This is a genomic window from Nocardia sp. XZ_19_231, assembly GCF_015355705.1.
In the GTDB taxonomy this organism is placed as follows: Bacteria; Actinomycetota; Actinomycetes; order Mycobacteriales; family Mycobacteriaceae; genus Nocardia; species Nocardia salmonicida.
Genome location: NZ_JACUZI010000007.1, coordinates 145,211 through 168,786, shown reverse-complemented (window position 1 = coordinate 168,786; position 23,576 = coordinate 145,211). Strand labels below are relative to the sequence as shown.

Annotated in this window: 24 protein-coding genes, 1 tRNA gene and 1 pseudogene; 20 read left to right on the top strand and 6 right to left on the bottom strand. The window is 67.2% G+C overall.

Translation table 11 applies throughout. The features are described from left to right. The first annotated feature begins 6 nt into the window (after positions 1–6). Both IBJ82_RS27750 and hisI read left to right on the top strand, forming a co-directional pair. Complete coding sequence (locus IBJ82_RS27750; protein ID WP_370585512.1) at positions 7–1,251, top strand: PucR family transcriptional regulator; 1,245 nt, start codon at positions 7–9, stop codon at positions 1,249–1,251. Further along, positions 1,248–1,592 (top strand): phosphoribosyl-AMP cyclohydrolase, encoded by a 345-nt coding sequence (gene hisI / locus IBJ82_RS27745; protein ID WP_194828919.1) that lies wholly within the window; start codon positions 1,248–1,250, stop codon positions 1,590–1,592. The genes IBJ82_RS27750 and hisI overlap by 4 nt, the downstream gene beginning before the upstream one ends. Here the strand turns inward: hisI and IBJ82_RS27740 are convergent. The 3 genes from IBJ82_RS27740 to IBJ82_RS27730 form a co-directional block, all read right to left on the bottom strand. Further along, complete coding sequence (locus IBJ82_RS27740) at positions 1,589–2,056, bottom strand: MarR family winged helix-turn-helix transcriptional regulator (protein WP_194828918.1); 468 nt, start codon at positions 2,054–2,056, stop codon at positions 1,589–1,591. The two genes, hisI and IBJ82_RS27740, sit on opposite strands and share 4 nt — an antisense overlap. A 144-nt stretch (positions 2,057–2,200) precedes the next feature. Further along, the gene (locus tag IBJ82_RS27735) at positions 2,201–2,773 is read right to left on the bottom strand and encodes a permease (RefSeq protein ID WP_194828917.1); all 573 of its coding nucleotides are present in this window, start codon (positions 2,771–2,773) and stop codon (positions 2,201–2,203) included. A gap of 67 nt (positions 2,774–2,840) precedes the next feature. Continuing rightward, positions 2,841–3,311: a peroxiredoxin gene (locus IBJ82_RS27730; protein ID WP_194828916.1), complete on the bottom strand. Its 471-nt coding sequence runs from the start codon at positions 3,309–3,311 to the stop codon at positions 2,841–2,843. A 292-nt stretch (positions 3,312–3,603) separates the two neighbouring features. Between IBJ82_RS27730 and IBJ82_RS27725 the strand changes: the two genes are divergently transcribed. From IBJ82_RS27725 to IBJ82_RS27680, 11 genes are all read left to right on the top strand, one after another. Beyond that, positions 3,604–5,142 carry an anthranilate synthase component I gene (locus tag IBJ82_RS27725; RefSeq protein ID WP_194828915.1) on the top strand — a complete coding sequence of 513 codons (1,539 nt, stop codon included), beginning with the start codon at positions 3,604–3,606 and terminating at the stop codon, positions 5,140–5,142. Then, positions 5,139–5,861, top strand: a complete 723-nt coding sequence (locus IBJ82_RS27720; RefSeq protein ID WP_194828914.1) for a TIGR02234 family membrane protein — start codon at positions 5,139–5,141, stop codon at positions 5,859–5,861. The genes IBJ82_RS27725 and IBJ82_RS27720 overlap by 4 nt, the downstream gene beginning before the upstream one ends. A 124-nt stretch (positions 5,862–5,985) precedes the next feature. Next, entirely contained in the window at positions 5,986–6,807 is an 822-nt protein-coding gene (trpC, locus tag IBJ82_RS27715) for an indole-3-glycerol phosphate synthase TrpC (protein ID WP_067459522.1), read from the top strand. After that, positions 6,804–8,072 (top strand): tryptophan synthase subunit beta, encoded by a 1,269-nt coding sequence (trpB, locus tag IBJ82_RS27710; protein ID WP_194828913.1) that lies wholly within the window; start codon positions 6,804–6,806, stop codon positions 8,070–8,072. The genes trpC and trpB overlap by 4 nt, the downstream gene beginning before the upstream one ends. Continuing rightward, entirely contained in the window at positions 8,069–8,869 is an 801-nt protein-coding gene (gene trpA, locus IBJ82_RS27705; protein ID WP_194828912.1) for a tryptophan synthase subunit alpha, read from the top strand. The genes trpB and trpA overlap by 4 nt, the downstream gene beginning before the upstream one ends. 121 nt (positions 8,870–8,990) lie before the next feature. Beyond that, positions 8,991–10,100, top strand: coding sequence for a prolipoprotein diacylglyceryl transferase (lgt, locus tag IBJ82_RS27700; protein WP_370585511.1), 1,110 nt, complete (start codon positions 8,991–8,993; stop codon positions 10,098–10,100). A gap of 224 nt (positions 10,101–10,324) precedes the next feature. Continuing rightward, on the top strand, positions 10,325–10,852 hold the full coding sequence (locus IBJ82_RS35230; protein ID WP_194828910.1) for a TM2 domain-containing protein: 528 nt from the start codon (positions 10,325–10,327) through the stop codon (positions 10,850–10,852). Positions 10,853–11,030: 178 nt separating this feature from the next. Next, a complete protein-coding gene (locus tag IBJ82_RS34890; protein ID WP_370585510.1) occupies positions 11,031–11,783 on the top strand; it encodes an amino acid ABC transporter substrate-binding protein in 753 nt (250 codons plus the stop codon). Positions 11,784–11,786: 3 nt separating this feature from the next. After that, entirely contained in the window at positions 11,787–12,458 is a 672-nt protein-coding gene (locus IBJ82_RS34885; protein ID WP_228537759.1) for an amino acid ABC transporter permease, read from the top strand. A 144-nt stretch (positions 12,459–12,602) separates the two neighbouring features. Beyond that, the gene (gene pyk / locus IBJ82_RS27685; protein ID WP_194828909.1) at positions 12,603–14,021 is read left to right on the top strand and encodes a pyruvate kinase; all 1,419 of its coding nucleotides are present in this window, start codon (positions 12,603–12,605) and stop codon (positions 14,019–14,021) included. 2 nt (positions 14,022–14,023) lie between these two features. Then, complete coding sequence (locus tag IBJ82_RS27680) at positions 14,024–14,920, top strand: acyl-CoA thioesterase (protein ID WP_370585509.1); 897 nt, start codon at positions 14,024–14,026, stop codon at positions 14,918–14,920. A 44-nt stretch (positions 14,921–14,964) separates the two neighbouring features. On the opposite strand, the gene IBJ82_RS27675 is transcribed toward IBJ82_RS27680, so the two are convergent. From IBJ82_RS27675 to IBJ82_RS27665, 3 genes are all read right to left on the bottom strand, one after another. After that, positions 14,965–15,321: a hypothetical protein gene (locus IBJ82_RS27675; RefSeq protein WP_194828908.1), complete on the bottom strand. Its 357-nt coding sequence runs from the start codon at positions 15,319–15,321 to the stop codon at positions 14,965–14,967. Positions 15,322–15,461: 140 nt separating this feature from the next. Further along, positions 15,462–16,085 carry a low molecular weight phosphatase family protein gene (locus IBJ82_RS27670; RefSeq protein ID WP_194828907.1) on the bottom strand — a complete coding sequence of 208 codons (624 nt, stop codon included), beginning with the start codon at positions 16,083–16,085 and terminating at the stop codon, positions 15,462–15,464. A 338-nt stretch (positions 16,086–16,423) separates the two neighbouring features. Further along, positions 16,424–16,780: a monooxygenase family protein gene (locus IBJ82_RS27665; RefSeq protein ID WP_370585508.1), complete on the bottom strand. Its 357-nt coding sequence runs from the start codon at positions 16,778–16,780 to the stop codon at positions 16,424–16,426. Between the two features lie 112 nt (positions 16,781–16,892). Here IBJ82_RS27665 and IBJ82_RS27660 point away from each other — a divergent pair. The 7 genes and pseudogenes from IBJ82_RS27660 to IBJ82_RS34875 all read left to right on the top strand — a co-directional run bounded on the left by IBJ82_RS27660 (position 16,893) and on the right by IBJ82_RS34875 (position 23,522). After that, positions 16,893–16,979 (top strand) — tRNA-Leu (locus tag IBJ82_RS27660). 165 nt (positions 16,980–17,144) lie between these two features. Next, positions 17,145–17,756 (top strand): ANTAR domain-containing response regulator, encoded by a 612-nt coding sequence (locus IBJ82_RS27655; protein WP_194828906.1) that lies wholly within the window; start codon positions 17,145–17,147, stop codon positions 17,754–17,756. A gap of 272 nt (positions 17,757–18,028) precedes the next feature. Next, entirely contained in the window at positions 18,029–19,186 is a 1,158-nt protein-coding gene (locus IBJ82_RS27650; RefSeq protein ID WP_194828905.1) for a branched-chain amino acid ABC transporter substrate-binding protein, read from the top strand. A 72-nt stretch (positions 19,187–19,258) separates the two neighbouring features. Beyond that, positions 19,259–20,296, top strand: coding sequence for a branched-chain amino acid ABC transporter permease (locus tag IBJ82_RS27645; protein WP_056824606.1), 1,038 nt, complete (start codon positions 19,259–19,261; stop codon positions 20,294–20,296). Further along, the gene (locus IBJ82_RS27640; protein ID WP_194828904.1) at positions 20,293–21,729 is read left to right on the top strand and encodes a branched-chain amino acid ABC transporter permease; all 1,437 of its coding nucleotides are present in this window, start codon (positions 20,293–20,295) and stop codon (positions 21,727–21,729) included. The genes IBJ82_RS27645 and IBJ82_RS27640 overlap by 4 nt, the downstream gene beginning before the upstream one ends. Next, positions 21,726–22,634, top strand: a pseudogene (locus IBJ82_RS34880) (ABC transporter ATP-binding protein); the annotation flags it as partial. The gene IBJ82_RS27640 and the pseudogene IBJ82_RS34880, both read left to right, overlap by 4 nt. A 192-nt stretch (positions 22,635–22,826) precedes the next feature. Then, positions 22,827–23,522 (top strand): ABC transporter ATP-binding protein, encoded by a 696-nt coding sequence (locus tag IBJ82_RS34875; protein WP_228537797.1) that lies wholly within the window; start codon positions 22,827–22,829, stop codon positions 23,520–23,522. The last annotated feature ends 54 nt before the right edge of the window (positions 23,523–23,576 follow it).

Below are 23,576 nucleotides of genomic sequence, written 5' to 3'. Positions count from 1 at the left end.
GATCAGGTGCGGGCCGAGCGTCACCGGATAGCGGGCGCCGCGTACGACCACGCCGACGAGATCGCCGACGATGTGATGGCCAAGATCCGCGCCGAGCTGCCCGGCTACGCCACCGCGGGCCCTGGTCTGCTCGATGACGTGCACGATCAGCTCGCCCGGCTGAGCCGCACCGGGCTCGGTGCGTTGCTCGAGCATCGACGCGTCTGCCCGTCCGACGTCGCCTATGCCCGGCAGGCGGCGGCCCGGCGGGCCCGTACCGGGCTGCCACTGGTCGACTACATCGCCGCGTTCCGTCTCGGCCAGCGGGCCATCTGGAAATCACTGCTCGCGCACGCGGGCGATTCCGAGGCAGGCCGCGCGGCCGTGCTGTCGCTGGCTGGTCCGCTGGCGCGCTACACCGATCTGATCAGTACCCAGGCCACCGACGCGTATCTGGAATTCCAGCAGTACGTGGCCGCCGAATCGGGGCGCGACTCGCAGGCTCTGATGGACGCGTTGCTCGACGGCGCGCTGCCCGCGAGCGGCCCGCACCTGTCGGTGGCCACCGCGCACGGAATCGGCGCCGAACGCGCCACGCCGGTGGTCGTCGTCACCGCGGTGGTCCTGGATCGTGGCGAGGACTCGTCCGAAAGCCTGCTCCAGACAAGACAATTGGTGTCCGCGGCGCTGGCGCGCTGCACGGTCAACGGATTGCGGACCCTGTCGGTGGTGCGCGGATCCGAGATCGTCGCGGTGCCCGCGCTCGGTGCGGGCGTCGCGGCCGACGGACTGTGTGAGCGGCTGCGCGCGATGCAGGACGAACTGGGCGCGGAGGGCATCACCCTCGCCATCGGGGTGAGCACCACGGTGACCGAGGTCGCCCAGATTCCACGTGCCTACCGGCAGGCGCAGGCCGCGCTCGAGCTCCTGCCCGAAGGGGGTGGGGTACTCGCGTTGCCACAGATCACGCCGTTCAAATACCTGCTCTTGCGTGCCGATGACACGACCCGTCAGCTGGTCGACCCGCGCATCGGCAGCGCACTGGCCGAGGACCGTGTTCGCGGCGGGACCTTGGCCGAGACGATCCGCGCGTTCGCCGCCGCCGACATGAATCTGCGCGAGGCCGCCGACACCCTCCACATCCACCTCAATACGGCCAAGTACCGACTCGGCCGGATCCAGGAGCTCACCGGCCGCAATGTGCGCAGCGTGAACGACCTCGTCGAACTGCTGGTGGCCATCGAACTGGCTGCTGTTATAAACGAGGCATGAGCCTCGATCCAGCCATCGCCGCCCGCCTCAAGCGCACCGAGGACGGACTGATCGCCGCGATCGCGCAGGAGAAGGCGACCGGCGACGTGCTGATGATGGCGTGGATGGACGACGAGGCGCTGGCCCGCACGCTGCGAACCCGTCGGGCGACCTACTATTCGCGCTCGCGGCAGCAGTACTGGGTCAAGGGCGAGACCTCCGGGCACACCCAGTACGTGCACGAGGTGCGCCTCGATTGCGACGGCGACACGCTGCTGCTGATCGTCGATCAGGAAGGCGCGGCCTGCCACACCGGCACCCACACCTGCTTCGACGCCGACGTCCTGCTCGCCGCCGACTAGTCGCCGTCTTCGGCGAGGATTCGATTCAGCCGGTCGGACAGGGTTTCCCCGAGCACCGCCAGTTGCGCGGTCTGCTGATCGGTGAGACCGTCGAGCACGAGCCTGCGCGCGGCATCGACATAGCCGGGGGCGGCTTCGGTCACCTTCTCGAAACCCGAGTCGGTGAGTACCGCGTGCACCCCGCGTCGACCCGCGGTGGTGTCGCGTCGCGCCCAGCCGAGTCGTTCCAGCTTCGACACCACATGCGACAGTCGCGATAGCGACGCATTTGCCTTGTGGGCGAGATCACTCAACTGCAGCCGATGGCCCGGCTCCTCCGAGAGCACGCTGAGCACTCGGAATTCGAAATGGGTGAGCCCGGACTCGCGTTGCAGCCGGGTGTCCAACGCGCCGGGAATCCGGGTCATGAGCGCGACGATCGCCTGCCATGCGCGTTGTTCGACGGGGTCGAGCCACTGAGTCATCGCCGTAACTGCCTCGCGGCCGGACGGCGGACATGGTGGAGTTGGGCGCGCACAAGAAAGAGTTTGCCACGACGTCGCTGTGGCGTCCGCGAGTTGGTGGTGGTCGTGAGGTCACTCACATCACCGCGGGGGCGGGTGTGCGGGCTATCGATCGCCGGTCATCGGCGGGGTGACGGGCTCCGGCGTCTGGGCGGCTGCCTTGGCGGCCTTGTGACGGCTGAATCCACGCTTGCCCAGCAGGGCGAGCGCCAGTGCGAACACCACCGCCGCGATGATGGCGCCGACCAGGCAGGCCCCGCGGAAGGCCGGTGCGTCGACATCGAGAATGCGTTGGCCGGCGTGTGCGGCATTGTTGCCACCGAGCACGATCGTCAAGGTCATCAGATTCGGCAGCGAGCAGGCCAGCGCGACGATCACCGCCGCGCCCGCCATGAACTTGCCGCCCTTGCGCTTCCATACCCGCACCGCGAATATCAGCAGTACCAGTGGCAGCAGGGTGAACACGAACCCGTAGACCAGGCCCCACCAGATGCCCGAGCTGAAACTGCCGTGCACGGTGTTGGCCAGTCGCTGTGCCCACCATCGGGGGATGAACGAGGAAAGAACGAAGTAGGCGATCACCAGCACCACCACCGTGGCGAGCGTCATGATCGCCCGGTTGCGCCAGATGACGGCCGTGGATTTCTGACCGCTCGACCGCACCTCGCCGGTTGTCATCTGGCCAGCGTAAGTGCGTCGAGGTCGCCGGGCGTCGATCCGCCGCCCGGCGATTCGTCGATCAGTATTACTCCGGGGTGTGGCTGCGTTCGCGCAGGAAAGCCAGTGCCTCGTCGGCGTGCACGGCCGCTCGCAGTTCACCGGTGATGATCTTCAGGATCGTGCGGTCGGTGTCGATGACGAAGGTATGCCGTTTGACGGGGGCGAGCTTGCCGAGCAGTCCACGCTTCACGCCGAATTCGGCGGCCACCGCGCCGTCCTGATCGGACAGCACGGGGTAGTCGAGGCGCTGCTTGGTGGCGAAACCGGCCTGCACCTCGGTGCTGTCGGTGCTGATGCCGACGCACGAGGCGCCGAGCGCGGCGAACTCGCCGCTCAGATCACGGAAGTGGCAGGCTTCCGCGGTGCACACCGGGGTATTGGCGGCGGGGTAGAAGAACAGCACCACCGGGCCGTCGGCGAGCAAGCCATCGAGCGAGCGGAGCTGGGCGGACTGATCGGGGAGCTCGAACTGCGGAGCGCGCTGGCCTGGCTGCATGCCCAGACAGTAACGATCGGCGGCCGAGTAAGGAAGATCCCCGCTCGCGGAGACGAACGGGGATCTTCGCGGCCTACTGGTCGAGCAGCGCCGCGATGTCGGGATTGCGGATCTGCATCACGTCGAGGATGCCGTGCGCGCGCAGCAGTGGTTCCAGCTCACGGATGCGGTCGCTGTGCCCGGCGTACTCGTCGGGGAAGTTCTTCTGGTCGAGGGATGCCGGTCACCGCCCGATTCGGCGCGGGGTCGGGTCCGCGCGCGTCGGCGACGGCACGCCTGGGATGATGGGCACATGCAGGGCGCGTCGACACCAACCACCACGACCCGCGAACAGTTCCGGCTGCTCGCCGCCGAGCACCGGGTCGTCCCGGTGACCCGAAAGGTGCTGGCGGACTCCGAAACTCCGCTCTCGGCCTATTCCAAACTGGCCGGCGACCGGCCGGGCACCTTCCTGTTCGAATCCGCGGAGAACGGGCGTTCGTGGTCGCGCTGGTCGTTCATCGGCGCGGGCAGCCCGTCCGCGCTCACCGTCGTCGACGGTGAAGCCGCCTGGCTGGGCACGGTGCCCGCCGACGCACCCACCGGCGGTGATCCGCTGCGGGTGCTGCACGAGACGCTCGAACTGCTGCGCACCGAACGGCTGCCCGGTCTACCGCCGCTCACCGGCGGCATGGTCGGCTTTCTCGGCTACGACGCGGTGCGCCGGATCGAACGACTGCCCGAGCTCGCCACCGACGATCTGCAACTTCCCGAACTCGTGCTCATGCTGGCCACTGACCTGGCCGCGTTCGACCACCACGAGGGCGCGATCACCCTCATCGCCAACGCGGTGAACTGGGACGGCACCGACTCCCGCGTCGACGCCGCCTACGACGACGCCGTCGCCCGGCTCGACCGGATGACCGCCGCGCTGGCCACCCCGGCGCCCTCGACGGTGTCGGTCTTCGACCAGCCCGAACCGCAGTTCCTGCGCAGACGGACCACCGAGGAATTCGGTGCGGGCGTGCGCCGCCTGATCAAGGAGATCGAGGCGGGCGAGGCATTCCAGGTGGTGCTCTCGCAGCGCTTCGAAATGGATTACACCGGGTCCCCGCTCGCGGTCTACCGGATGTTGCGGGCCTCGAATCCGAGCCCGTACATGTATCTGATGCACATCCCCGACGGCGAGGGCGGCACCGCGTTCTCCATCGTCGGATCGAGTCCCGAATCGCTGGTCACCGTGAAGGACGGAGTAGCCACGACACATCCGATCGCGGGCACCCGCTGGCGTGGTGACAGCGCCGAGGACGACATCCTGCTCGAGAAGGATCTGCTCGCCGACGAGAAGGAGAACGCCGAGCACCTGATGCTCGTCGATCTCGGTCGCAACGATCTCGGTCGGGTCTGCCGTCCCGGCACGGTGAAGGTCACCCAGTACCGTCACGTGGAGCGGTACAGCCACGTGATGCACCTGGTCTCGACGGTGTCCGGGCTGCTCGCCGAGGGCAAGGTCGCGCTCGACGCGGTGCGGGCCTGCTTCCCCGCGGGCACGCTGTCGGGAGCGCCGAAGGTGCGGGCGATGGAACTGATCGAGGAGCTGGAACCGACCCGGCGCGGCGTCTACGGCGGCGTGGTCGGCTACCTCGACTTCGCCGGTGACGCCGACACCGCCATCGCCATCCGCACCGCCCTGCTCAAGGACGGCACCGCCTATGTCCAGGCGGGCGCGGGCGTGGTCGCCGACTCCGACCCGATCGCCGAGGACACCGAGGCCCGCAACAAGGCCATGGCGGTGCTCAAGGCGATCGCGGCGGCGCAGACCCTGCGCACCTACGAAGGCGGGGCCCGATGACGGCCACGTCAGGAGAAGACGACACCGACGTGTCGGGTACGGGCGCCACGCCCGCCCCGACCGCGAAGCCGATCGTTCCGGTCGTGTTGCTCGCGCTGGCGGCAGCCGGTCTGTGGGCTTCCTCGCGGATGACGTGGGTGACGGTGCACTCGGCCGACGGTCTGACCGAACCGCGCACCGACGACCTCAACGGAGGCGTGTGGTTCGGCGCGCTCACCCCGCTCGCGCTGGTCCTGGTCGCCTCGATCGCGGCGGTCTTCGCGGTCAAGGGCGTGCTGCGTCAGCTGCTCGGGGTGGTGATCTCGGTGGTGGCCGCGGCCGCCGCGGTGCCGGGCTTCGCGCTGGCCGTCGGCGCGGGCAAGACCGCCGATCGGGCGGGCACGCTGGCCGAGCTGCCGGTACGCGCGGTGGTGAGCTCCGCCGAGGCGCACCTCGCCCCCGCGATCCTGTCGATCTTCGCGGCGAGCCTGGCACTGGCCGCGGGCATCCTGCTCACCCGCCGCCCCGGTGAACGCGCCGAGGTCTCCGACAGATACGACAACCCGGTGTTCCGTAAGGCCGACGCCAGCGCCGCGGTGAGCAAGCAGAACGCGGAGACCGGAACCGCGGCGCCGCTGTCGGACCGGGTGCTGTGGGACGCGCTCGACGCGGGCACAGACCCGACCGACACCTCCGACACCGAGGGCGCCGACCAGCGTCCGGCCGAGGGAAAGAAGTGACCGGCAGCACCCCCGCCGCAGTGACACGCGCGACGGGCATTTATTCTTTACCAGCATCGGTGAGACAGCGCCCGAGGGGACTCTCGGGCGAGAAGTGCGTCTCCCCAGAAAGGATTCGAGCCAGATGACGGTACTCGACTCGATTCTCGACGGGGTCCGAGCGGATGTTGCCGCTCGCGAAGCCCTCCTCGATTTTCAAGCGATCAAAGCTGCTGCCGCCGCGGTCAAAGGACCGCTGGACGCACACGCCGCGCTGCACGAGGACGGAATCGGTGTCATCGCCGAGGTGAAGCGAGCCAGCCCCTCCAAGGGCGCGCTGGCCGACATTCCCGATCCCGCCGTGCTGGCCAAGGCCTACGAAGACGGTGGCGCGCGCATCATCAGCGTGCTCACCGAGGGCCGCCGCTTCGGCGGATCGCTCGACGATCTCGACGCCGTGCGCGCCGCCGTGAACATCCCGGTGCTGCGCAAGGACTTCGTCGTCGGTCCGTACCAGATCCACGAGGCCCGTGCCCACGGCGCCGACGTGATCCTGCTGATCGTCGCCGCGCTCGAACAGGACGTGCTGTCCTCGCTGATCGACCGCACCGAATCCCTCGGCATGACCGCCCTGGTGGAGGTGCACACCGAGGAAGAGGCCGACCGCGCCCTCGAAGCCGGTGCGACGGTGATCGGCATCAACGCGCGCAACCTCAAGACCCTCGAGGTCGACCGCGATGTGTTCGCTCGGATCGCGCCCGGCCTGCCCTCCGAGGTCATCCGGGTGGCCGAGTCCGGCATCCGCGGCACCGCCGACCTGCTGGCCTACGCCGGTGCGGGCGCCGATGCCGTGCTCGTCGGCGAGGGCCTGGTGACCAGCGGTAACCCGCGCTCGGCCGTGTCCGAACTGGTGACCGCGGGCACGCACCCGTCCTGCCCGAAGCCGGCCCGCCGGAGCATCCGGTGACGGTGCTTCCCCCGGCGAGCGCCGGTGTCGCCCAGCACTCCGACTACGAACCCGACGCGGGCGGCCACTTCGGCGTCTACGGCGGACGCCACGTCCCCGAGGCGCTGATGGCCGTGATCGAAGAGGTCACCGCCGAGTACGACAAGATCCGCACCGATCGCACCTTCCTCGACGAGCTCGACCGGTTGCAGCGCGACTACACCGGCCGTCCTTCGCCGGTGTTCGAATGCACCCGGCTGGCCGCGCACGCCGGTGGCGCGCGGATCTTCCTCAAGCGCGAGGACCTCAACCACACCGGCTCGCACAAGATCAACAATGTGCTCGGCCAAGCCCTGCTCGCCAAGCGAATGGGCAAGACCCGCGTCATCGCCGAGACCGGTGCGGGCCAGCACGGCGTCGCGACCGCCACCGCGTGCGCGCTGCTCGGCCTCGACTGCGTGATCTACATGGGCGCGGTCGACACCGCCCGCCAGGCGCTGAACGTGGCCCGCATGCGGCTGCTCGGCGCCGAGGTGATTCCGGTGACTTCGGGTTCGCAGACCCTCAAGGACGCCATCAACGAGGCGCTGCGCGACTGGGTCAGCCACGCCGACGACACGTTCTACTGCTTCGGCACCGCCGCGGGTCCGCACCCGTTCCCGCTGCTGGTGCGTGATTTCCAGCGCGTGATCGGGCTGGAAGCGCGCGAGCAGATCCAGAGCCAGGAACAGGCGGGCAGGCTGCCCGATGCCGTCGTGGCCTGCGTCGGCGGTGGTTCCAACGCCATCGGTATCTTCCACGCGTTCATTCCCGACGCGGGCGTGCGCCTCGTCGGTTTCGAAGCGGCCGGTGACGGCGTCGAGACCGGACGCCACGCGGCCACCTTCACCGGTGGCACCCCTGGCGCGTTCCAGGGGGCGTACTCGTACCTGCTGCAGGACGAGGACGGCCAGACCATCGAATCGCATTCGATCTCGGCCGGTCTCGACTACCCGGGCGTCGGCCCCGAGCACGCCCACCTCAAGGACATCGGCCGCGCCGAGTACCGGCCGATCACCGACACCGAGGCGATGGACGCGCTGCTGCTGCTCTCGCGCACCGAGGGCATCATCCCGGCGATCGAGTCCGCGCACGCGGTAGCGGGCGCGCTGAAGCTGGGCTCCGAGCTCGGCGAGGGCGCGGTCATCCTGGTCAACCTGTCCGGCCGTGGCGACAAGGACATGGACACCGCGGGCCGCTGGTTCGGCCTGTTCGATGACGAGGCCGCCGAGGAGAACAAACAGTGAGTCAGCAGTCCCGTCTCGCGAACACCTTCGCTGCCGCACGTAGCGAAGGTCGGGCCGCCCTGATCGGCTACCTGCCCGCGGGCTTTCCCGACCTCGCCGGATCCATCGCCGCCTGCCGCGCCCTGGTCGAAGCCGGTTGCGACATCGTCGAAGTGGGCGTCGCCTACTCCGATCCGGTGATGGACGGTCCGGTCATCCAGGCCGCCGCCGAGCAGGCGCTGCGCAGTGGGGTGCGCGTGCGCGACGTGTTCTCCGTCGTCGAGGCGATCGCCGACGCCGGTGGTCAGGCCGTGGTGATGAGCTACTGGAACCCGGTGCTCAGTTACGGCGTCGACACCTTCGCCCGCGACCTGGCCGCGGCCGGTGGCGCCGGGATGATCACCCCGAACCTGATTCCCGACGAGGCCGACGACTGGTTCGTCGCCTCGGCCACCCACAACCTGGATCGCATCTTCCTGGTCGCTCCGTCCTCGACCGAAGAGCGTCTGGTCAAGACCCTCGAGGCCTCGCGTGGCTTCATCTACGCGGCCTCGACCATGGGTGTGACCGGTGCGCGCGACGCGGTCTCCTCGGCCGCACCCGCGCTGTGCTCGCGCATCCGCGCGCACTCCGACATCCCGATCGGCGTCGGCCTCGGCGTGCGTTCGGGTGCGCAGGCCGCCGAGATCGCCGCGTACGCCGACGGCGTCATCGTCGGTTCGGCGCTGGTCTCGGCCGTCTCCGAAGGCCTCGACGCGGTCCGCGCGCTGACGGCCGAACTGGCCGAGGGCGTGCGTTCGGCGACCGTTCGATCCTAGAAGTTCGAGCGATGGGCCCGGCCGCCGATCAGCGGCCGGGCCCATCGCTCGTCACCGGCCCGTCGTCCGCCGTCCGGGTCGCGGCAACACGCCCGTAAGCCTCTCCACTAACGTGGGCCGGGTGAACTCAGTCCTGGCCTACATTCCGAGTCCGCCCCAGGGGGTCTGGCAACTCGGACCCTTCCCGCTCCGGGCGTACGCACTGTTCATCATTCTCGGCATCGTCGTCGCCATCTGGTGGGGTGAACGCCGGTGGCGCGAGCGCGGTGGTCAGCCGGGCGCCGTGCTCGATGTCGCGATGTTCGCGGTGCCGTTCGGCCTGGTCGGCGGCCGGATCTATCACGTGGCCACCGACTGGCAGAAGTACTTCGGCGAGGGCAAGCATCCCGTCGAGGCGCTCTATATCTGGCAGGGCGGCCTCGGCATCTGGGGTGCGGTGTTCTTCGGCGCCATCGGCGCCTGGATCGGCTGCCGGATGTACAAGATCCCGCTGCCCGCGCTCGGCGACTCGGTCGCGCCCGCGGTGCTGCTGGCGCAGGCGATCGGCCGACTCGGCAACTACTTCAATCAGGAGCTCTACGGACGCGCCACCGAGGTCCCGTGGGGTCTGGAGATCTACGAGCGGTTCGACCCGGAGACCGGCGCGCGCGACATGATGAACGGGGTGTCGACCGGGCGAGTGCTCGAGGTCGTGCAGCCGACGTTCCTCTACGAGCTCGTCTGGAATGTGCTGGTCGTCGTCGCGCTGGTGCTGCTCGACAAGCGCTACAAGATCGGCCACGGTCGACTGTTCGCGCTCTATGTCGCGGGCTACAGCTTCGGCCGGTTCTTCGTCGAACTGCTGCGCAGCGACGAAGCCACCCACATTCTCGGCATCAGGATCAACTCGTTCACCTCCGCGCTCGTCTTCCTCGGCGCCATGGCCTACTTCGCGTTGGCGACCAAGGGCCGCGAGACACCGGCGCAGTTGCAGCCCGACGCTGAGCCGCGCCCGTGGCCGTGGCAGTTCGCCGCGTTGCGGGCGGCCGGTGCGGCCGACGACACCGTGGTGGCGACGGACGCCGAGACCGCGGCCGTCGATGTCACGAAGAAGTCGGATTCCGCTGCGGTGAAACAGGATTCGGACGATGCGGCCGACGAGAAGGCCGCGGCGGAGACAGTAGGCGAGGACTCCCCGTCCGCGACCGACGACTCCGCGGAGTCGACGAAATCAGGTGCGAAGAAGTCCTGATCCACGACAGTTTTCGTGGACTCAGCGGGCGTCCGGCAACATTGCGGACGCCCGCTGCGATATTCCGAATGTATGGCGAGCGCCGATCGGTGGCACCCGACAAGACAACACAGGGCAGTACCGGCAACAATGTCGGCGTGATCGTCGCGGGCGCACCGTCGTTCGGTTGATCGCCACTGGCCGGGGGCCACGATGGGTACCCGCACGAATGATGGAGGACATGAGTGACCGACCCCTATAACCCCAATCCCCAGTACGGTCCTGACCTGAGCAAGCCGCAGGACAGCGGCTCGCAGCCGCAGTACGGTCAGCCGGCCTACGGTCAGCCTTCCGATCCGTACGCCCAGCAGCCGCAGCCCGGCTACGGCCAGCCGCAGTACGGTGCGCCGCAGCCGCAGTACGGTCAGCCCGCCGACCCGTACGCCCAGCAGCCGCAGCCGGGTTACGGTGCCGCGCCGTACGGGACCATGCCGCAGGGCTACAACCCGAACGATCCGGAAGCGCCCTACGGCCGGGACATGTACGGCGTGCCCTTCTCGGACAAGCAGAAGCTGATGGCCGGTCTGCTGCAGATCTTCCTCGGCAGCTTCGGTGTCGGCCGCTTCTACCTCGGCTACACCGGCCTCGGCATCGCCCAGATCGCGGTCACCTGGCTGACCTGTGGCCTCGGCGCCATCTGGCCGCTGATCGACGGCATCATGATGCTCACCGGCAAGGTGCCCGATGCGCAGGGTCGCCCGCTGCGCGAGTGATTGCTCGCCCACACGGGGATGTAGACGGGTGCTCTGCTCACGCGGAGCGCCCGTTTTCGCGTTTCCCCACCGGTATTGCGATCACGGTGAGCGATACTCTGTGTCGGTCTGTGGCGGCGCCGTAGCGTCGCTGGGCCTGCGCGTGCCCCCATACGCGCAGCGGAGAAAGGGATGTCCCGTGCGCAAATTCATTGCCGCCGCCGTACTCGCTGTCGTCGCCGCGACGGGCCTGTCGGCCTGCTCGTCCGCCTCGGACCCGAATGTGCTGAAGGTCGGCACCGAAGGCACCTACGCGCCGTTCAGCTACCAGGAGGGCGGCACGCTCACCGGTTACGACGTCGAGGTCGCCCGTGCGGTCGGCGAGAAGCTCGGCAAGCAGGTGGAATTCGTGCAGACCCCGTGGGACTCGATCTTCGCCGGTCTCGAGTCCAAGCGTTTCGATCTGGTCGCCAACCAGGTCACCGTGAACCCCGAGCGCACGGCAAAGTACGCGCTGTCGCAGCCGTACACGACCTCCGAGGGCGTGATCGTCACCAAGTCCGACAACACCACCATCACCTCGCTGGCGAGCCTGGCGGGTAAGACCACCGCGCAGTCGGCCACCAGCAACTGGAGCAAGGTCGCCTCGGGTGCGGGCGCGAAAGTCGAAGCGGTGGAAGGGTTCGTGCAGGCGGTACAGCTGCTGAAGGCCGGTCGGGTCGACGCCACCGTCAACGACACCCTCGCCGTGGGCGAGTACACCAAGAAGACCGGTGACACCGGCATCAAGATCGCGGCCCAGACCGGCGAGACCAGCAAGCAGGCCTTCGCCGCGCGCAAGGACGACACCGCGTTGATCACCGACGTCGACAAGGCGCTCGCGGAGCTGCGTGCCGACGGCACCCTGGCTCGGCTGTCGGAGAAGTACTTCGGCACCGACGTCAGCAAATAGCGGATGGATCCGGCTACCTGGGAGCTGATCCGGCACAACCTGGTGCCGATGCTGAAGGCCACGGTGACGATGACGTTGCCGCTCACGGCCATCAGCTTCGTCATCGGCCTCGCCATCGCGGTGGGTGTCGCGCTCGCGCGGATGTCGACCCGGCGGGTGCTGTCGGTGCCCGCCCGCTTCTACATCTCGATCATCCGCGGCACCCCGTTGCTGGTGCAGTTGTTCATCGTGTTCTACGCGCTGCCGCAGTTCGGGATCGTCATCGATCCCTTCCCGGCAGCGGTGATCGCGTTCAGCCTCAATGTCGGTGGGTACGCGGCGGAGGTGGTGCGCTCGTCGATCATGAGCGTGGCGCACGGGCAGTGGGAGGCCGCGCAATCGCTGGGCATGAGCTATGTCCAGACGCTCTGGGACATCGTGTTCCCGCAGGCCGCGCGGATCGCGGTACCCCCGCTGTCGAACACGCTGATCTCGCTGGTCAAGGATACTTCTCTGGCTTCGACCATCCTGGTCACCGAGCTGCTGCGCACCGCTCAGCTGGCCGCCGCGCCCACCTTCGACTTCTTCGCCCTCTACGGCGTCGCCGCACTCTATTACTGGGTCATCTGCCTGATTCTCGGCTTCGGCCAAACCCGTCTGGAGACAAGGCTTTCCAGACACGTGGCAGTTCGGTGACACATGATTTCGTGAACACATGGGTAATTCGTCGGGAACGCTCGGCCCCATTCCGTCGATAACCGCCGGTCCGGTCGATAGGGGATGACAACCCCCCGACCGGCAAAATTCGCGGAGCGGCGGACAAGCACTAGGCTAGGGGCCGTGATGCGACGGACGAAGATTGTGTGCACCTTGGGCCCGGCCACTGCCACCCAGGATCGTATTCGTGAGCTCGTCGAAAGCGGCATGGATGTGGCCCGGCTGAACTTCAGCCACGGCGACCACGCCGACCACGCCGACAACTACAAGATGGTTCGCGCGGCCTCCGACGAGACCGGCCGCGCGGTCGGCATCCTCGCCGATCTCCAAGGCCCCAAGATCCGCCTCGGCCGCTTCGCCGACGGCAAGACCGTGTGGGCCAACGGCGAGCAGGTGCGGATCACCGTCGACGAGGTCGACGGCACCCACGACCGTGTCTCGACCACCTATAAAGAGCTCGCCCAGGACGCCAAGGCCGGTGACCGACTGCTCGTCGACGACGGCAAGGTCGGCCTCACGGTGGAATCCGTCGAGGGCAACGACGTCGTCTGCCGGGTGACCGAGGGCGGCCCTGTCAGCAACAACAAGGGCTTGTCGCTGCCCGGCATGAACGTGTCGGTGCCCGCCCTGTCCGAAAAGGACATCGCCGACCTGGAATTCGCCCTGGAACTGGGCGTCGACTTCATCGCACTGTCGTTCGTGCGCTCGCCGTCCGACATCGAACTCGTGCACGACATCATGGACCGCGTGGGCCGTCGGGTCCCGGTGATCGCCAAGCTGGAGAAGCCGGAGGCGATCGAGAACCTCGAGGCGATCGTGCTGGCCTTCGACGCGGTGATGGTCGCCCGCGGTGACCTCGGTGTGGAGCTGCCGCTCGAGCAGGTGCCGCTGGTGCAGAAGCGCGCGATCCAGATGGCGCGCGAGAACGCCAAGCCGGTCATCGTCGCCACCCAGATGCTCGAGTCGATGATCGAGAACTCGCGCCCCACCCGCGCGGAAGCCTCCGATGTCGCCAACGCAGTGCTCGACGGCGCCGACGCGGTGATGCTGTCGGGGGAGACCTCGGTCGGCGCATGGCCGATCGACGCGGTGCGCACCATGGCCCGCATCGTCACCGCGGTCGAGACCGAAACCTCGCGGGTACCACCGCTGACCCACGTGCCGCGCACCAAGCGCGGCGTGATCTCCTACGCCGCCCGCGATATCGGCGAGCGGCTCAACGCCAAGGCCCTTGTCGCGTTCACCCAGTCCGGTGACACCGTGCGCCGCCTTGCGCGTCTGCACACCCCGCTGCCGCTGCTGGCGTTCACCCCGATGCCGGAGGTGCGCAGCCAGCTCACGCTGAGCTGGGGCACCGAGACGTTCATCGTGCCGATGGTGGACACCACCGACGCGATGATCCACCAGGTGGATCAGGCGCTACTGTCGCTGGAGCGTTATCGCAAGGGTGACCTGGTGGTCATCGTCGCCGGTTCCCCTCCGGGTACCGTCGGTTCCACCAACCTGATCCACGTGCACCGCATCGGCGAAGAGGACCACTAGTAGTGAACAGTTCGATCGAACTCGAGACCACCCAGGGCGAGCCGACACCCGATCTGCGGGTGTTGCTCGACCTGCTCGACCTCGAGTTGATCGGCGAGGACACCTTCCTCGGCAAGCACCCGGAGAAGGTGTGGAGCCGCACCTTCGGCGGGCAGTTGGTCTCGCAGGCGATCGTCGCGGCCGGTCGTACGGCGGGGGACCGGCCGCTGCACGCGATCAACGCGCATTTCGTGCGCGGCGGCGATGTGAAGAAGCCGATCGAGTACCACGTGCAGCGTCACCGTGACGGCCGCGCGCTGGCCAACCGGACGGTGACGGCCAGCCAGGACGGCCAGGAACTGTTCGTCATGCTGGCCGCGTTCCAGGACTTCGGCAAGGGCCTCGAGCACTCCCACGAGGGTCCCGACGTGCCCGATCCCGAAACCCTGCCCCGGGTGGAGGAGAGCTTCGCCGGCTTCGAGGACAAGCTGGAGATGTTCATCAAGGCGCCGCACCCGATCGACATGCGCTACACCAATGATCCGGCGTGGATCCTCAAGGGCACCGGCGAGAAGCTCAATCACAACCGCGTCTGGATGCGTACCGACGGCACGTTGCCCGCCGATCCGCTGCTGCACACCGCCGCGCTGGGTTATTCCTCCGACACCACCGTGCTCGATTCGATCATCACCACGCACGGTTTGTCGTGGGGGCTGGACCGAATTCTCGCGGCGACGGTGAACCATTCGATCTGGTTCCATCGCCCGTTCCGTTTCGACGAGTGGGTTCTCTACGCCACCGAGTCGCCGGTCGCGGCGGGTTCGCGCGGTTTGGCGACGGGCCGGTTCTATTCGCGCACAGGCGAATTGATCGCCACCACCGTGCAGGAAGGCGTCATCCGGCACTACCCGGCCCGCTGAGCGCCGCGGTGGTGCCCCGCTGAAGGCTCACGCGGCCGGACGGCTCAACGCAGTTCGTGGTCGAGTTCCGGTGCGACGAGGTCGGTGCGCTGATGCGCGCGCAAGGTGAAGGGCACGCCGTACACGGCCAGTGCCAGCCCGCGCTCGAGGTCGGCGATGTCGGTGTCGGTGAGATCGGCCGGGTCACCGACCAGGCTCAGCGCGATCTCGTAGGTGCTCTCCGCGCTCGGCTCGCTGCCGGGACAGCTTCCGCGCCACTGTGATTCGAGATCGCGATGAATCGGATCGCTCGCGTCGACAGGCATGGTGAACCGCCAGGCATAGACATCGCGGTCGTGCACGTGGTCGTCGAGGACCGTCCGAACACTGGCGACGATGCGGTCGAGGATCTCCGGCGTCACATACACATGGAGCGAAACATCCGAAATGCGTTTCGGCAAGTCTGTAGTCCCGTCGTGTGTCGAACCTGCAAGGGGTAACCACCCACGTCCGCGCCGAAGTCTAATCCCTGCGCGCCGTGGCGAACAGCCCTAGCGGGGACTCAGCGCCCGCGCTGCGCGGCGAGGAAGGCCGACAGGGGCCCGGCCGGCCCGCCGGGTGCTATCACCAGGCCGGGACGATCGCCGTCGCCGGAGAGTTTCGTCTGTTCGTGCGGGGCGAGCGCTCCCAGTACGGGGAACAGCATTTCGGCGATGCGGTCGCCGACCTCGAGGAAGGCTTCCGGCGAGAGGCCGATCGGATCGGCGATGTTCTCCCGACCGACATAGGCCAGGTTGTTGCGCGCATGATGCAGTGCGGCAATGGATTTCGCGCCGGTGACCTTGGCGATGCGATACGCCTCGGCGAGGGTGAAGGTGCGCGGCGCGGCGCCGAAAGCCAGTTCGCCGACCTGGTCGCGTAAAGAATCGGTCATCGTCAGCACCAGATCGGCGCGATCGACCATCTCGGGCCGGAGCTTTCTGGCCTTGAACCCGGAGGTGTCGCCACCGAGGCCCTGGATGGTTTCCACGGCCATCGGCTCGGGCGGAAAGCCGACCAGGGCGCGGGTGCCCGCGCTTTCCGCGGTGAGGCCGGGTAGTCGGTGCTCTGTCGCGAACGCCAGGGTGAGCCGTTCGGCGATCACCGACCGGCAGACGTTGGAGTTGCAGACGAAGAGCACGTGCATACCGACACCGTAATCGGGTCGATTGTCACGGAGTAGGCCGGAATTGTAACCATCACAAGCGTGGTACTACCTATTCACCTTTCGGTTGAATGCCGTACATCATTCACAATGCGCAAATCCGTTGTGTGTGACCGTGATACCCGCGAGATAGGGATGGGAAACCTTGCGGTGATATGTGTCGGTCGTCACTCTTTCCGATCATAATAATTCGATTCGGTAATAACCGGCGGCACCGCCGGTGGGGTGCCGTGCACACGGCCCCTGGTGGAGAACATCGGGCCACGCGCGGGCACGACCGGCGCGAACGCCGCCAGTCCGGTCGTGGTCGACATGTCGTCTTAGACCGCGTCGATCCCACCGCGGCGGAAGTAGGCCTCGTGCCAGAAGCCGGTGCCGCCGGAATCGCGGAGGAATTCTCGCCACCACTGCCGGTGCGGCTCCGATCGCGTCCAGCGCTCGAGCGAATCCAGATCGCGCCAGTACTGCCTGGCGCCCCAGTGGGGCGGAAACATCGACCACACGATGTCTTCGTGCCGGAGTAATCCGTCGGGCCGGTCGGTGTGTGAGCGATACAACTTCGGGCCGACCCCGAGCAGCCGCAGCACGCCGCGCGGGGTGCGCACGCGCATGCCGAGCAGGATCATCACCAGGTCGGGGTAGGCGTCGAGGTCGACCGTAGTTCTGTGTACGCGCATGATCGCAGCCCCTTCCGTGGTGCCCTCGAGAGGTACTACGTGGCAGGCCGACATCCGGTTCGACCGGCGGTTGGCTTCCCGGCGCGCCGAGACGCTATAGTGACCGCGGTGCGCCGGGTTGGCGGAACTGGCAGACGCGACGGTCTCAAAAACCGTTGTCCGGAAGGACGTGTGGGTTCGAGTCCCACACTCGGCACCACGGCGGAAGCGCGGCGCAAGTAGCCGCGCTCCGCGGGGGAGTATCCGGCGCAGGGTGTGCGCGATCTCATCGCAGGCGCATTCTCTGCGCGGAAGCAAAAGGTACTCTTTACAACGCCAGTCGTGGTGTGATCGACAGGCATCAGAATCCAGAGGGGTCGAACCTATGAGCACGAATGCAGCCGACGCCACGCGTGAGGCCGCGCCCAAGCGGGTCGTCGTCGCCGAGGATGAGGCCTTGATCCGGATGGACCTCGTCGAGATGCTCAAGGAAGAGGGCTACGACGTCGTCGGTGAAGCGGGCGACGGACAGCAGGCCGTCGAGCTCGCCGAGGAGCTGCGCCCCGATCTGGTCATCATGGACGTGAAGATGCCGCGCCGTGACGGCATCGATGCCGCCGCCGAGATCGCGTCGAAACGTGTTGCGCCCGTGGTGATTCTGACCGCGTTCAGTCAGCGCGATCTGGTCGAGCGCGCACGGGACGCCGGTGCGATGGCCTATCTCGTCAAGCCGTTCACCAAATCCGATCTGGTCCCCGCGATCGAACTCGCGGCCAGTCGTTTTCACGAAATCACCGCGCTGGAAACAGAAGTAGCGAATCTGTCGGACCGTTTGGAGACGCGCAAACTGGTGGAGCGGGCCAAGGGCGTACTCATGCAGACCCAGGGGCTGTCGGAACCGCAGGCGTTCAAATGGATTCAGCGCACCGCGATGGATCGCCGCACGACCATGAAGGCGGTCGCCGAAGTCGTGCTGGAGAACCTCACCCCGCAGTAACACGGTTCGGCTCTCGCTGCCTCGCGGGCCGAAAGCAGGAAATGTTTACGCAAGCGAAACAATAATGTGAACTATTGCTGGACAAGAGGCGTCCGACATGATGCGAATGTGATGCGGATCTAACAAAGCGGCGATATGTTCTCTGCGGGCTGAACGTGGTCGGCCCCCTCGGTGAACCCGGGGAGCACAGGACATAGAGGTGAGACGTGCTCAGTTCGACATGGCGCAGTCGGTCGACGCGAGGAGTTCTGGTTATCGGAGCTGCCGCGTCGTTGGTGTTGTCCGGATGCAGTGACAAGTCGTCCGATGGCGGCGGTGGCGGCAATACCGATCTCTCCATCCAGTCGGTCGTTCAGCTCGATACCCAGGGTAAGGCCGTCGCGACAACCGACGCCGGTGCGGCCGCGGATCCCGCAGGCGACGGCAAGGCCAAGTGCGCGCCGCTGACCCTCGGCATGGCGGGCCCGCTGACCGGCGGCAACGCCGCCCTCGGCATCAACATCATCATGGGCGTGAAGCTCGCGCTCGACCAGCACAACAAGGCCAACCCGGACTGTCAGGTCTCGGTGAAGCAGTTCGACACCGAAGGCAAGCCGCAGATCGCCAGCCAGGTGGTCCCGACGATCGTCGCCGACCCGAACATCGTGGCGCTGGTCGGCCCGACCTTCTCGGGTGAGACCAAGGCGACCGGCCAGATCCTCAGCGAGGCAGGCATGCCCACGCTGACGGCGTCGGCCACCAACCCCACGCTCACCCAGAACGGGTGGAAGACCTTCTTCCGCGGCCTCGGCAACGACGACTCGCAGGGTCCGGCCGTGGCCAACTACCTGACCGGCGAGAAGGGCTTCAAGAAGATCTGCGTCGTGCAGGACAACACCGATTACGGTGCCGGTCTGGCGAAGGCCTTCATCACCGCCGCGGGTCCCGCGGCCGACGCGTCCTGCGGGACGAGCGTCAAGGAAGGTGACAAGGACTTCTCGGCAGCGGTCTCGAAGCTGTCCGCGGCCAAGCCCGACGCCATCTTCTACGCCGGTTACTACGCCGAGGCGGCACCGTTCGTGCAGCAGCTGCGTTCCGGTGGCGTGACCGCGGCCTTCGTTTCCGCCGACGGCACCAACGATCCCGAGTTCGTCCGTCAGGCCGGTTCCTCGTCCAAGGACGCGCTGCTGTCGTGCCCGTGCAGCCCCGCGCCGGAGAAGTTCGCCGCCGACTACAAGGCGCTCAACGGCCAGGCGCCCGGCGTCTACTCCGTCGAGGGCTACGACCTGACCACGATCCTGCTCAAGGGAATCGATTCCGGCAAGGTCACCCGCGCCGAGCTCGTCGACTACGTCCGTAACTACAACGGCACCGGTGTCGCCCGCCAGTACAAGTGGGGCGAGACCGGCGAGTTGGCCAACATCCAGATCTGGATGTACCAGGTCAAGTAGTTCAGACGATGTGTGCAGCGGTGCGCGTGGCTCTGATGCCACGCGCACCGCTCGCCTGACGCGAGAGTAACCATGACATCAGCGGCTTCGCTCGGTGTATCCCTGTTAGCCGAGGGGTCCATCGATTTCAACGTCTCCGGGGTGATCGACCAGTTCTGGCGATTGACCGTGGACGGCCTCACCTACGGCTCGATCTACGCTCTGGTCGCTGTCGGCTACACGCTGGTCTACGGCGTGCTGCGATTGATCAACTTCGCCCACTCCGAGATCTTCATGCTCGGCATGTTCGGCACCTATGTGGGACTGGAACTGCTCGGCTTCGCGCCGAGCGGCAACGTGTATTCCCAGGGTGTCGGGCTGACGGTTCTGTATCTGGGCTTGGCGATGCTGTTCGGCATGCTCGTCTCCGGCATCGCGGCGGTGGGGCTCGAACGGGTCGCCTACCGGCCGCTGCGCAGGCGGGGTGCGAAACCGCTGGCCTTCCTGATCACCGCGATCGGTATGTCGTTCGTGATCCAGGAGTTCGTCCACTACATCCTGCCCAAGATCAAGCCCGGTCTCGGCGGGTCCAACGCCCAGACCGGTATCCGGCTCGTGGAGCCGAAGGTGCAGTTCACCTTCCTCGGCGCGCCGGTCACCAATGTGGCGCTGGTGATCTTCGCCGCAGCCATCGTGCTCGCGGTCACCACCGAGATCGTCATCAACAGAACCAAATTCGGTCGCGCCATCCGCGCGGTGGCCCAAGACCCCGACACCGCCACGCTGATGGGCGTCTCGCGTGAGCGGGTCATCGTGTTGACCTTCCTCATCGGCGGGCTGCTGGCAGGCGCCGCCGCGATGTTGTACACGCTCTACATCCCCACCGGCATCATCTTCTCCGGCGGCTTCATCCTCGGTATCAAGGCGTTCAGCGCCGCGGTGCTCGGTGGCATCGGCAACCTGCGTGGCGCGCTGCTCGGCGGGTTGATCCTCGGCGTCGCCGAGCAGTACGGACAGATCCTGTTCGGTACCGAATGGCGTGACGTGGTGGCATTCGTCCTGCTGGTCACCGTGCTGATGTTCCGGCCGACCGGCATCCTCGGCGAGAGCCTGGGGAGGGCACGCGCATGACCGACATGACGAAAACCCCGAAAGCGCCTGTCGCGCACCAGGATCGACGTGGCATCGGTGACGCGATCCGGGTCTGGTGGGACGGGCTCTCACGCCCGGCCCAGTGGGCCGTCGGTGTGCCGATCATCGCCTTGCTGGCGCTGATGCCGCTGTTCCCGCCCCCGCTGCTCGACACTCCGGGCGTGAGCTTCGGCGGTGTGATGGCGCAGTTCGCCATGTACGCGCTGATCGCCATCGGCCTGAACGTGGTGGTCGGCCAGACAGGTCTGCTCGACCTCGGTTACGTCGGCTTCTACGCCGTCGGCGCCTATACGGTCGGCCTGCTCACCAGTCCGAACAGTCCGTGGAACCAGACCGACGGCGGCTGGCTGGAACCCGGCTGGGCGTGGGTGGCCTGCCTGCCGATCGCGATCGCGCTGACCGCGCTGGCCGGCCTGATCCTCGGCGCGCCGACGCTGCGCCTGCGCGGTGACTACCTCGCGATCGTGACGCTGGGCTTCGGTGAGATCGTCCGACTGATGGCCGACAACCTGGGCGAGCTGACCAACGGCAGCCTCGGGCTTTCCAAGATCGCGTACCCCGCGGTCGGCGAATCTGAGGCGCACCCCGGCGGCTTCTTCTCTCCGGGCAACCTCGGCGACACCAGCAGCTGGAATCCCTTCCAGCGGGCGAGCAACGGCACCTGGTGGTTCTGGCTCGGCATGGCCTTCGTGATCGTGGTGCTGCTGATCATCGGCAACCTCGAACGCAGCCGGGTCGGCCGCTCCTGGGTCGCCATCCGCGAAGACGAGGACGCCGCCGAGATCATGGGCGTGCCGACCTTCAAGTTCAAGCTGTGGGCGTTCGTGATCGGAGCCTCGGTCGGCGGACTGTCCGGCGCGATGTACGCCGGTCAGGTCACCTACGTCAACCCCAAACAGTTCGACATCATCTTGTCGATGCTGTTCCTGTGCGCGGTGGTGCTCGGTGGTTCGGGCAACAAACTCGGCGTGATCGTCGGCGCGTTCCTCATCGCCTACCTGCCGATGCGGTTGCAGTCGGTGCAGTTGGTGTCGAGCGAGTCGACCGGTTATCTGATGCTCGGCCTCGATGTCGCGCTGCTGATCGGGCTGTGGCTGCTGTGGCGGTGGAAGAAGGATTGGCTGCCCGCGTGGGTCCGGCGGGTGGTGATCGGAGTGACGATCGTCGGGGTGATCCTCGGTTTGTTGCTGTTCGGCAGCGTGTTGCTGTTCCGTCCGGGCGGCGCACAGAACCTCGGTGACCTGAAGTACCTCTACTTCGGCATCGCGCTCGTGGTGATGATGATTCTGCGGCCACAGGGTTTGTTCCCGGTGCGGCAGAAGCTGCTCGCCTACGGCAGACAGGTGTACCAGGCCGTGACGCGCAAACCAGTGCGCGAGCCGGCGGCCGAATCGATCGGAGCAGGGCAATGACGGGGCCGGGCGCGGGAGACGCGCTGTACGACAACGAAGACATGAAGGCCGGCTACCGGCCGCCGCCCGAGGTGGAGCCCGCGGGCGAGGTCGACGTCACCGCGGTGATGCCCGAACTCGCCGACGCCGAGACGGTCGCCGAGGTGGTCGCGCCGCATCGCGCGATCGAGACCGCCGTCGGCGAACCACTGCTGCGTACCGATGGTCTGACCGTCAAATTCGGTGGTCTGACCGCGCTCGACGGGGTCAGTTTCGAGATCCGCCGCGGCGAGATCCTCGGCCTGATCGGCCCCAATGGCGCGGGCAAGACCACCTGCTTCAACGCGATCACCGGTGTCTACAAGCCCGCGTCGGGCAGCGTGCACTTCGACGGTCAGCCACTGGCCAAGACCAAGCGCAACGAGATCACCCGGATGGGTATCGCGCGCACGTTCCAGAACGTGCGGTTGTTCGGCGAGATGACGGCGCTCGAGAACGTCGTCGTCGGCACCGACGCTCGCCACACCACGTCGGTGCCCGGCGCGGTGTTCCGTACGCGCAAGTTCAAGCGCGAGGAACGTGATGCCATCGAACGCGGCATGGCGTTGCTCGAGTTCGTCGGTATCGCACCGCGCGCGGTGGAGAAGGCCCGCAACCTGTCCTACGGTGACCAGCGCAGGCTCGAGATCGCGCGGGCGCTGGCCACCGAGCCCAAGCTGCTGTGCCTCGACGAGCCTGCTGCCGGCTTCAACCCCAGCGAGAAGTCGGCGCTGATGGATCTGATCCGCAAGATCCGCGACGACGGCTACACCGTGCTGCTCATCGAGCACGACATGCGCCTGGTGATGGGCGTGACCGACCGGATCGTGGTACTGGAGTTCGGGCGCAAGATCGCCGACGGCCTGCCCACCGAGGTGCGCGAGGACCCGGCGGTGATCGCGGCCTACCTCGGCGTTCCCGACGCGGACACCGTCGAAGAGGTGCGCGAGGGATCCGTGGCAGCCGCTGCGGAGGGGGTGACCTCGCCGACGGTGGCGGACACCGTGGCGGTGCACGAGCGCAAGGATGAGCCGCAAGCCGTTGTCGAGTCGGCGGCGCCGCTGCTCGAGGTGCAGGACATGGTCGTGAACTACGGCCGGATCGAAGCGCTGCACGGCATTTCGCTCTCGGTCGCCCAGGGTGAACTGGTGACCCTGCTCGGTGCCAACGGCGCGGGCAAGACCACCACCATGCGGGCACTGTCCGGTCTGTTGCCGCTCACGTCGGGTCGAATCCTGTTCCAGGGCAGAGACATCACCACGATGAAGGCCCACGATCGGGTGGTCGAGGGTCTGATCCAGGCGCCCGAAGGTCGCGGTGTGTTTCCCGGCATGACGGTCGCGGAGAACCTCGATATGGGCTGCTACGGCAGACCTTTCGAGAAGAAGACCGAGTACCAGCAGACCCTCGACTGGGTCTTCGAGCTGTTTCCCCGCTTGGCCGAACGGCGCAAGCAGGTCGGCGGCACGATGTCGGGCGGTGAACAGCAGATGCTCGCGATCGGGCGCGCCCTCATGGCTCGGCCCAAGCTGCTGCTGCTCGACGAGCCCTCGATGGGTCTGGCTCCCATGGTGATCCAGCAGATCTTCCGGATCATCAGCGAGATCAACCGCCAGGGCACCACCGTGTTGCTCGTGGAACAGAACGCCCAACAGGCTCTGACCCGCAGCGATCGCGCCTACATCCTGGAAACCGGTGAGGTCACCAAGTCCGGCCCGGGTGCGGCGTTGTTGACCGACTCCGCGGTGAAGTCGGCGTACCTCGGCGTCGACTGACCCGGGATCCGGCGAGTGTCCGGCCCCGCATCGCTCTCGGGCGATGCGGGGCCG

Coding starts and splice junctions, on each gene's coding strand:
- hisI (WP_194828919.1), top strand. CDS start 1,248: ATGAGCCTCGATCCAGCCATCGCCGCCCGCCTCAAGCGCACCGAGGAC.
- IBJ82_RS27740 (WP_194828918.1), bottom strand. CDS start 2,056: ATGACTCAGTGGCTCGACCCCGTCGAACAACGCGCATGGCAGGCGATC.
- IBJ82_RS27735 (WP_194828917.1), bottom strand. CDS start 2,773: ATGACAACCGGCGAGGTGCGGTCGAGCGGTCAGAAATCCACGGCCGTC.
- IBJ82_RS27730 (WP_194828916.1), bottom strand. CDS start 3,311: ATGCAGCCAGGCCAGCGCGCTCCGCAGTTCGAGCTCCCCGATCAGTCC.
- IBJ82_RS27725 (WP_194828915.1), top strand. CDS start 3,604: ATGCAGGGCGCGTCGACACCAACCACCACGACCCGCGAACAGTTCCGG.
- IBJ82_RS27720 (WP_194828914.1), top strand. CDS start 5,139: ATGACGGCCACGTCAGGAGAAGACGACACCGACGTGTCGGGTACGGGC.
- trpC (WP_067459522.1), top strand. CDS start 5,986: ATGACGGTACTCGACTCGATTCTCGACGGGGTCCGAGCGGATGTTGCC.
- IBJ82_RS34885 (WP_228537759.1), top strand. CDS start 11,787: ATGGATCCGGCTACCTGGGAGCTGATCCGGCACAACCTGGTGCCGATG.
- IBJ82_RS27670 (WP_194828907.1), bottom strand. CDS start 16,085: ATGCACGTGCTCTTCGTCTGCAACTCCAACGTCTGCCGGTCGGTGATC.
- IBJ82_RS27665 (WP_370585508.1), bottom strand. CDS start 16,780: ATGCGCGTACACAGAACTACGGTCGACCTCGACGCCTACCCCGACCTG.
- IBJ82_RS27655 (WP_194828906.1), top strand. CDS start 17,145: ATGAGCACGAATGCAGCCGACGCCACGCGTGAGGCCGCGCCCAAGCGG.
- IBJ82_RS27645 (WP_056824606.1), top strand. CDS start 19,259: ATGACATCAGCGGCTTCGCTCGGTGTATCCCTGTTAGCCGAGGGGTCC.
- IBJ82_RS27640 (WP_194828904.1), top strand. CDS start 20,293: ATGACCGACATGACGAAAACCCCGAAAGCGCCTGTCGCGCACCAGGAT.
- IBJ82_RS34875 (WP_228537797.1), top strand. CDS start 22,827: ATGGTCGTGAACTACGGCCGGATCGAAGCGCTGCACGGCATTTCGCTC.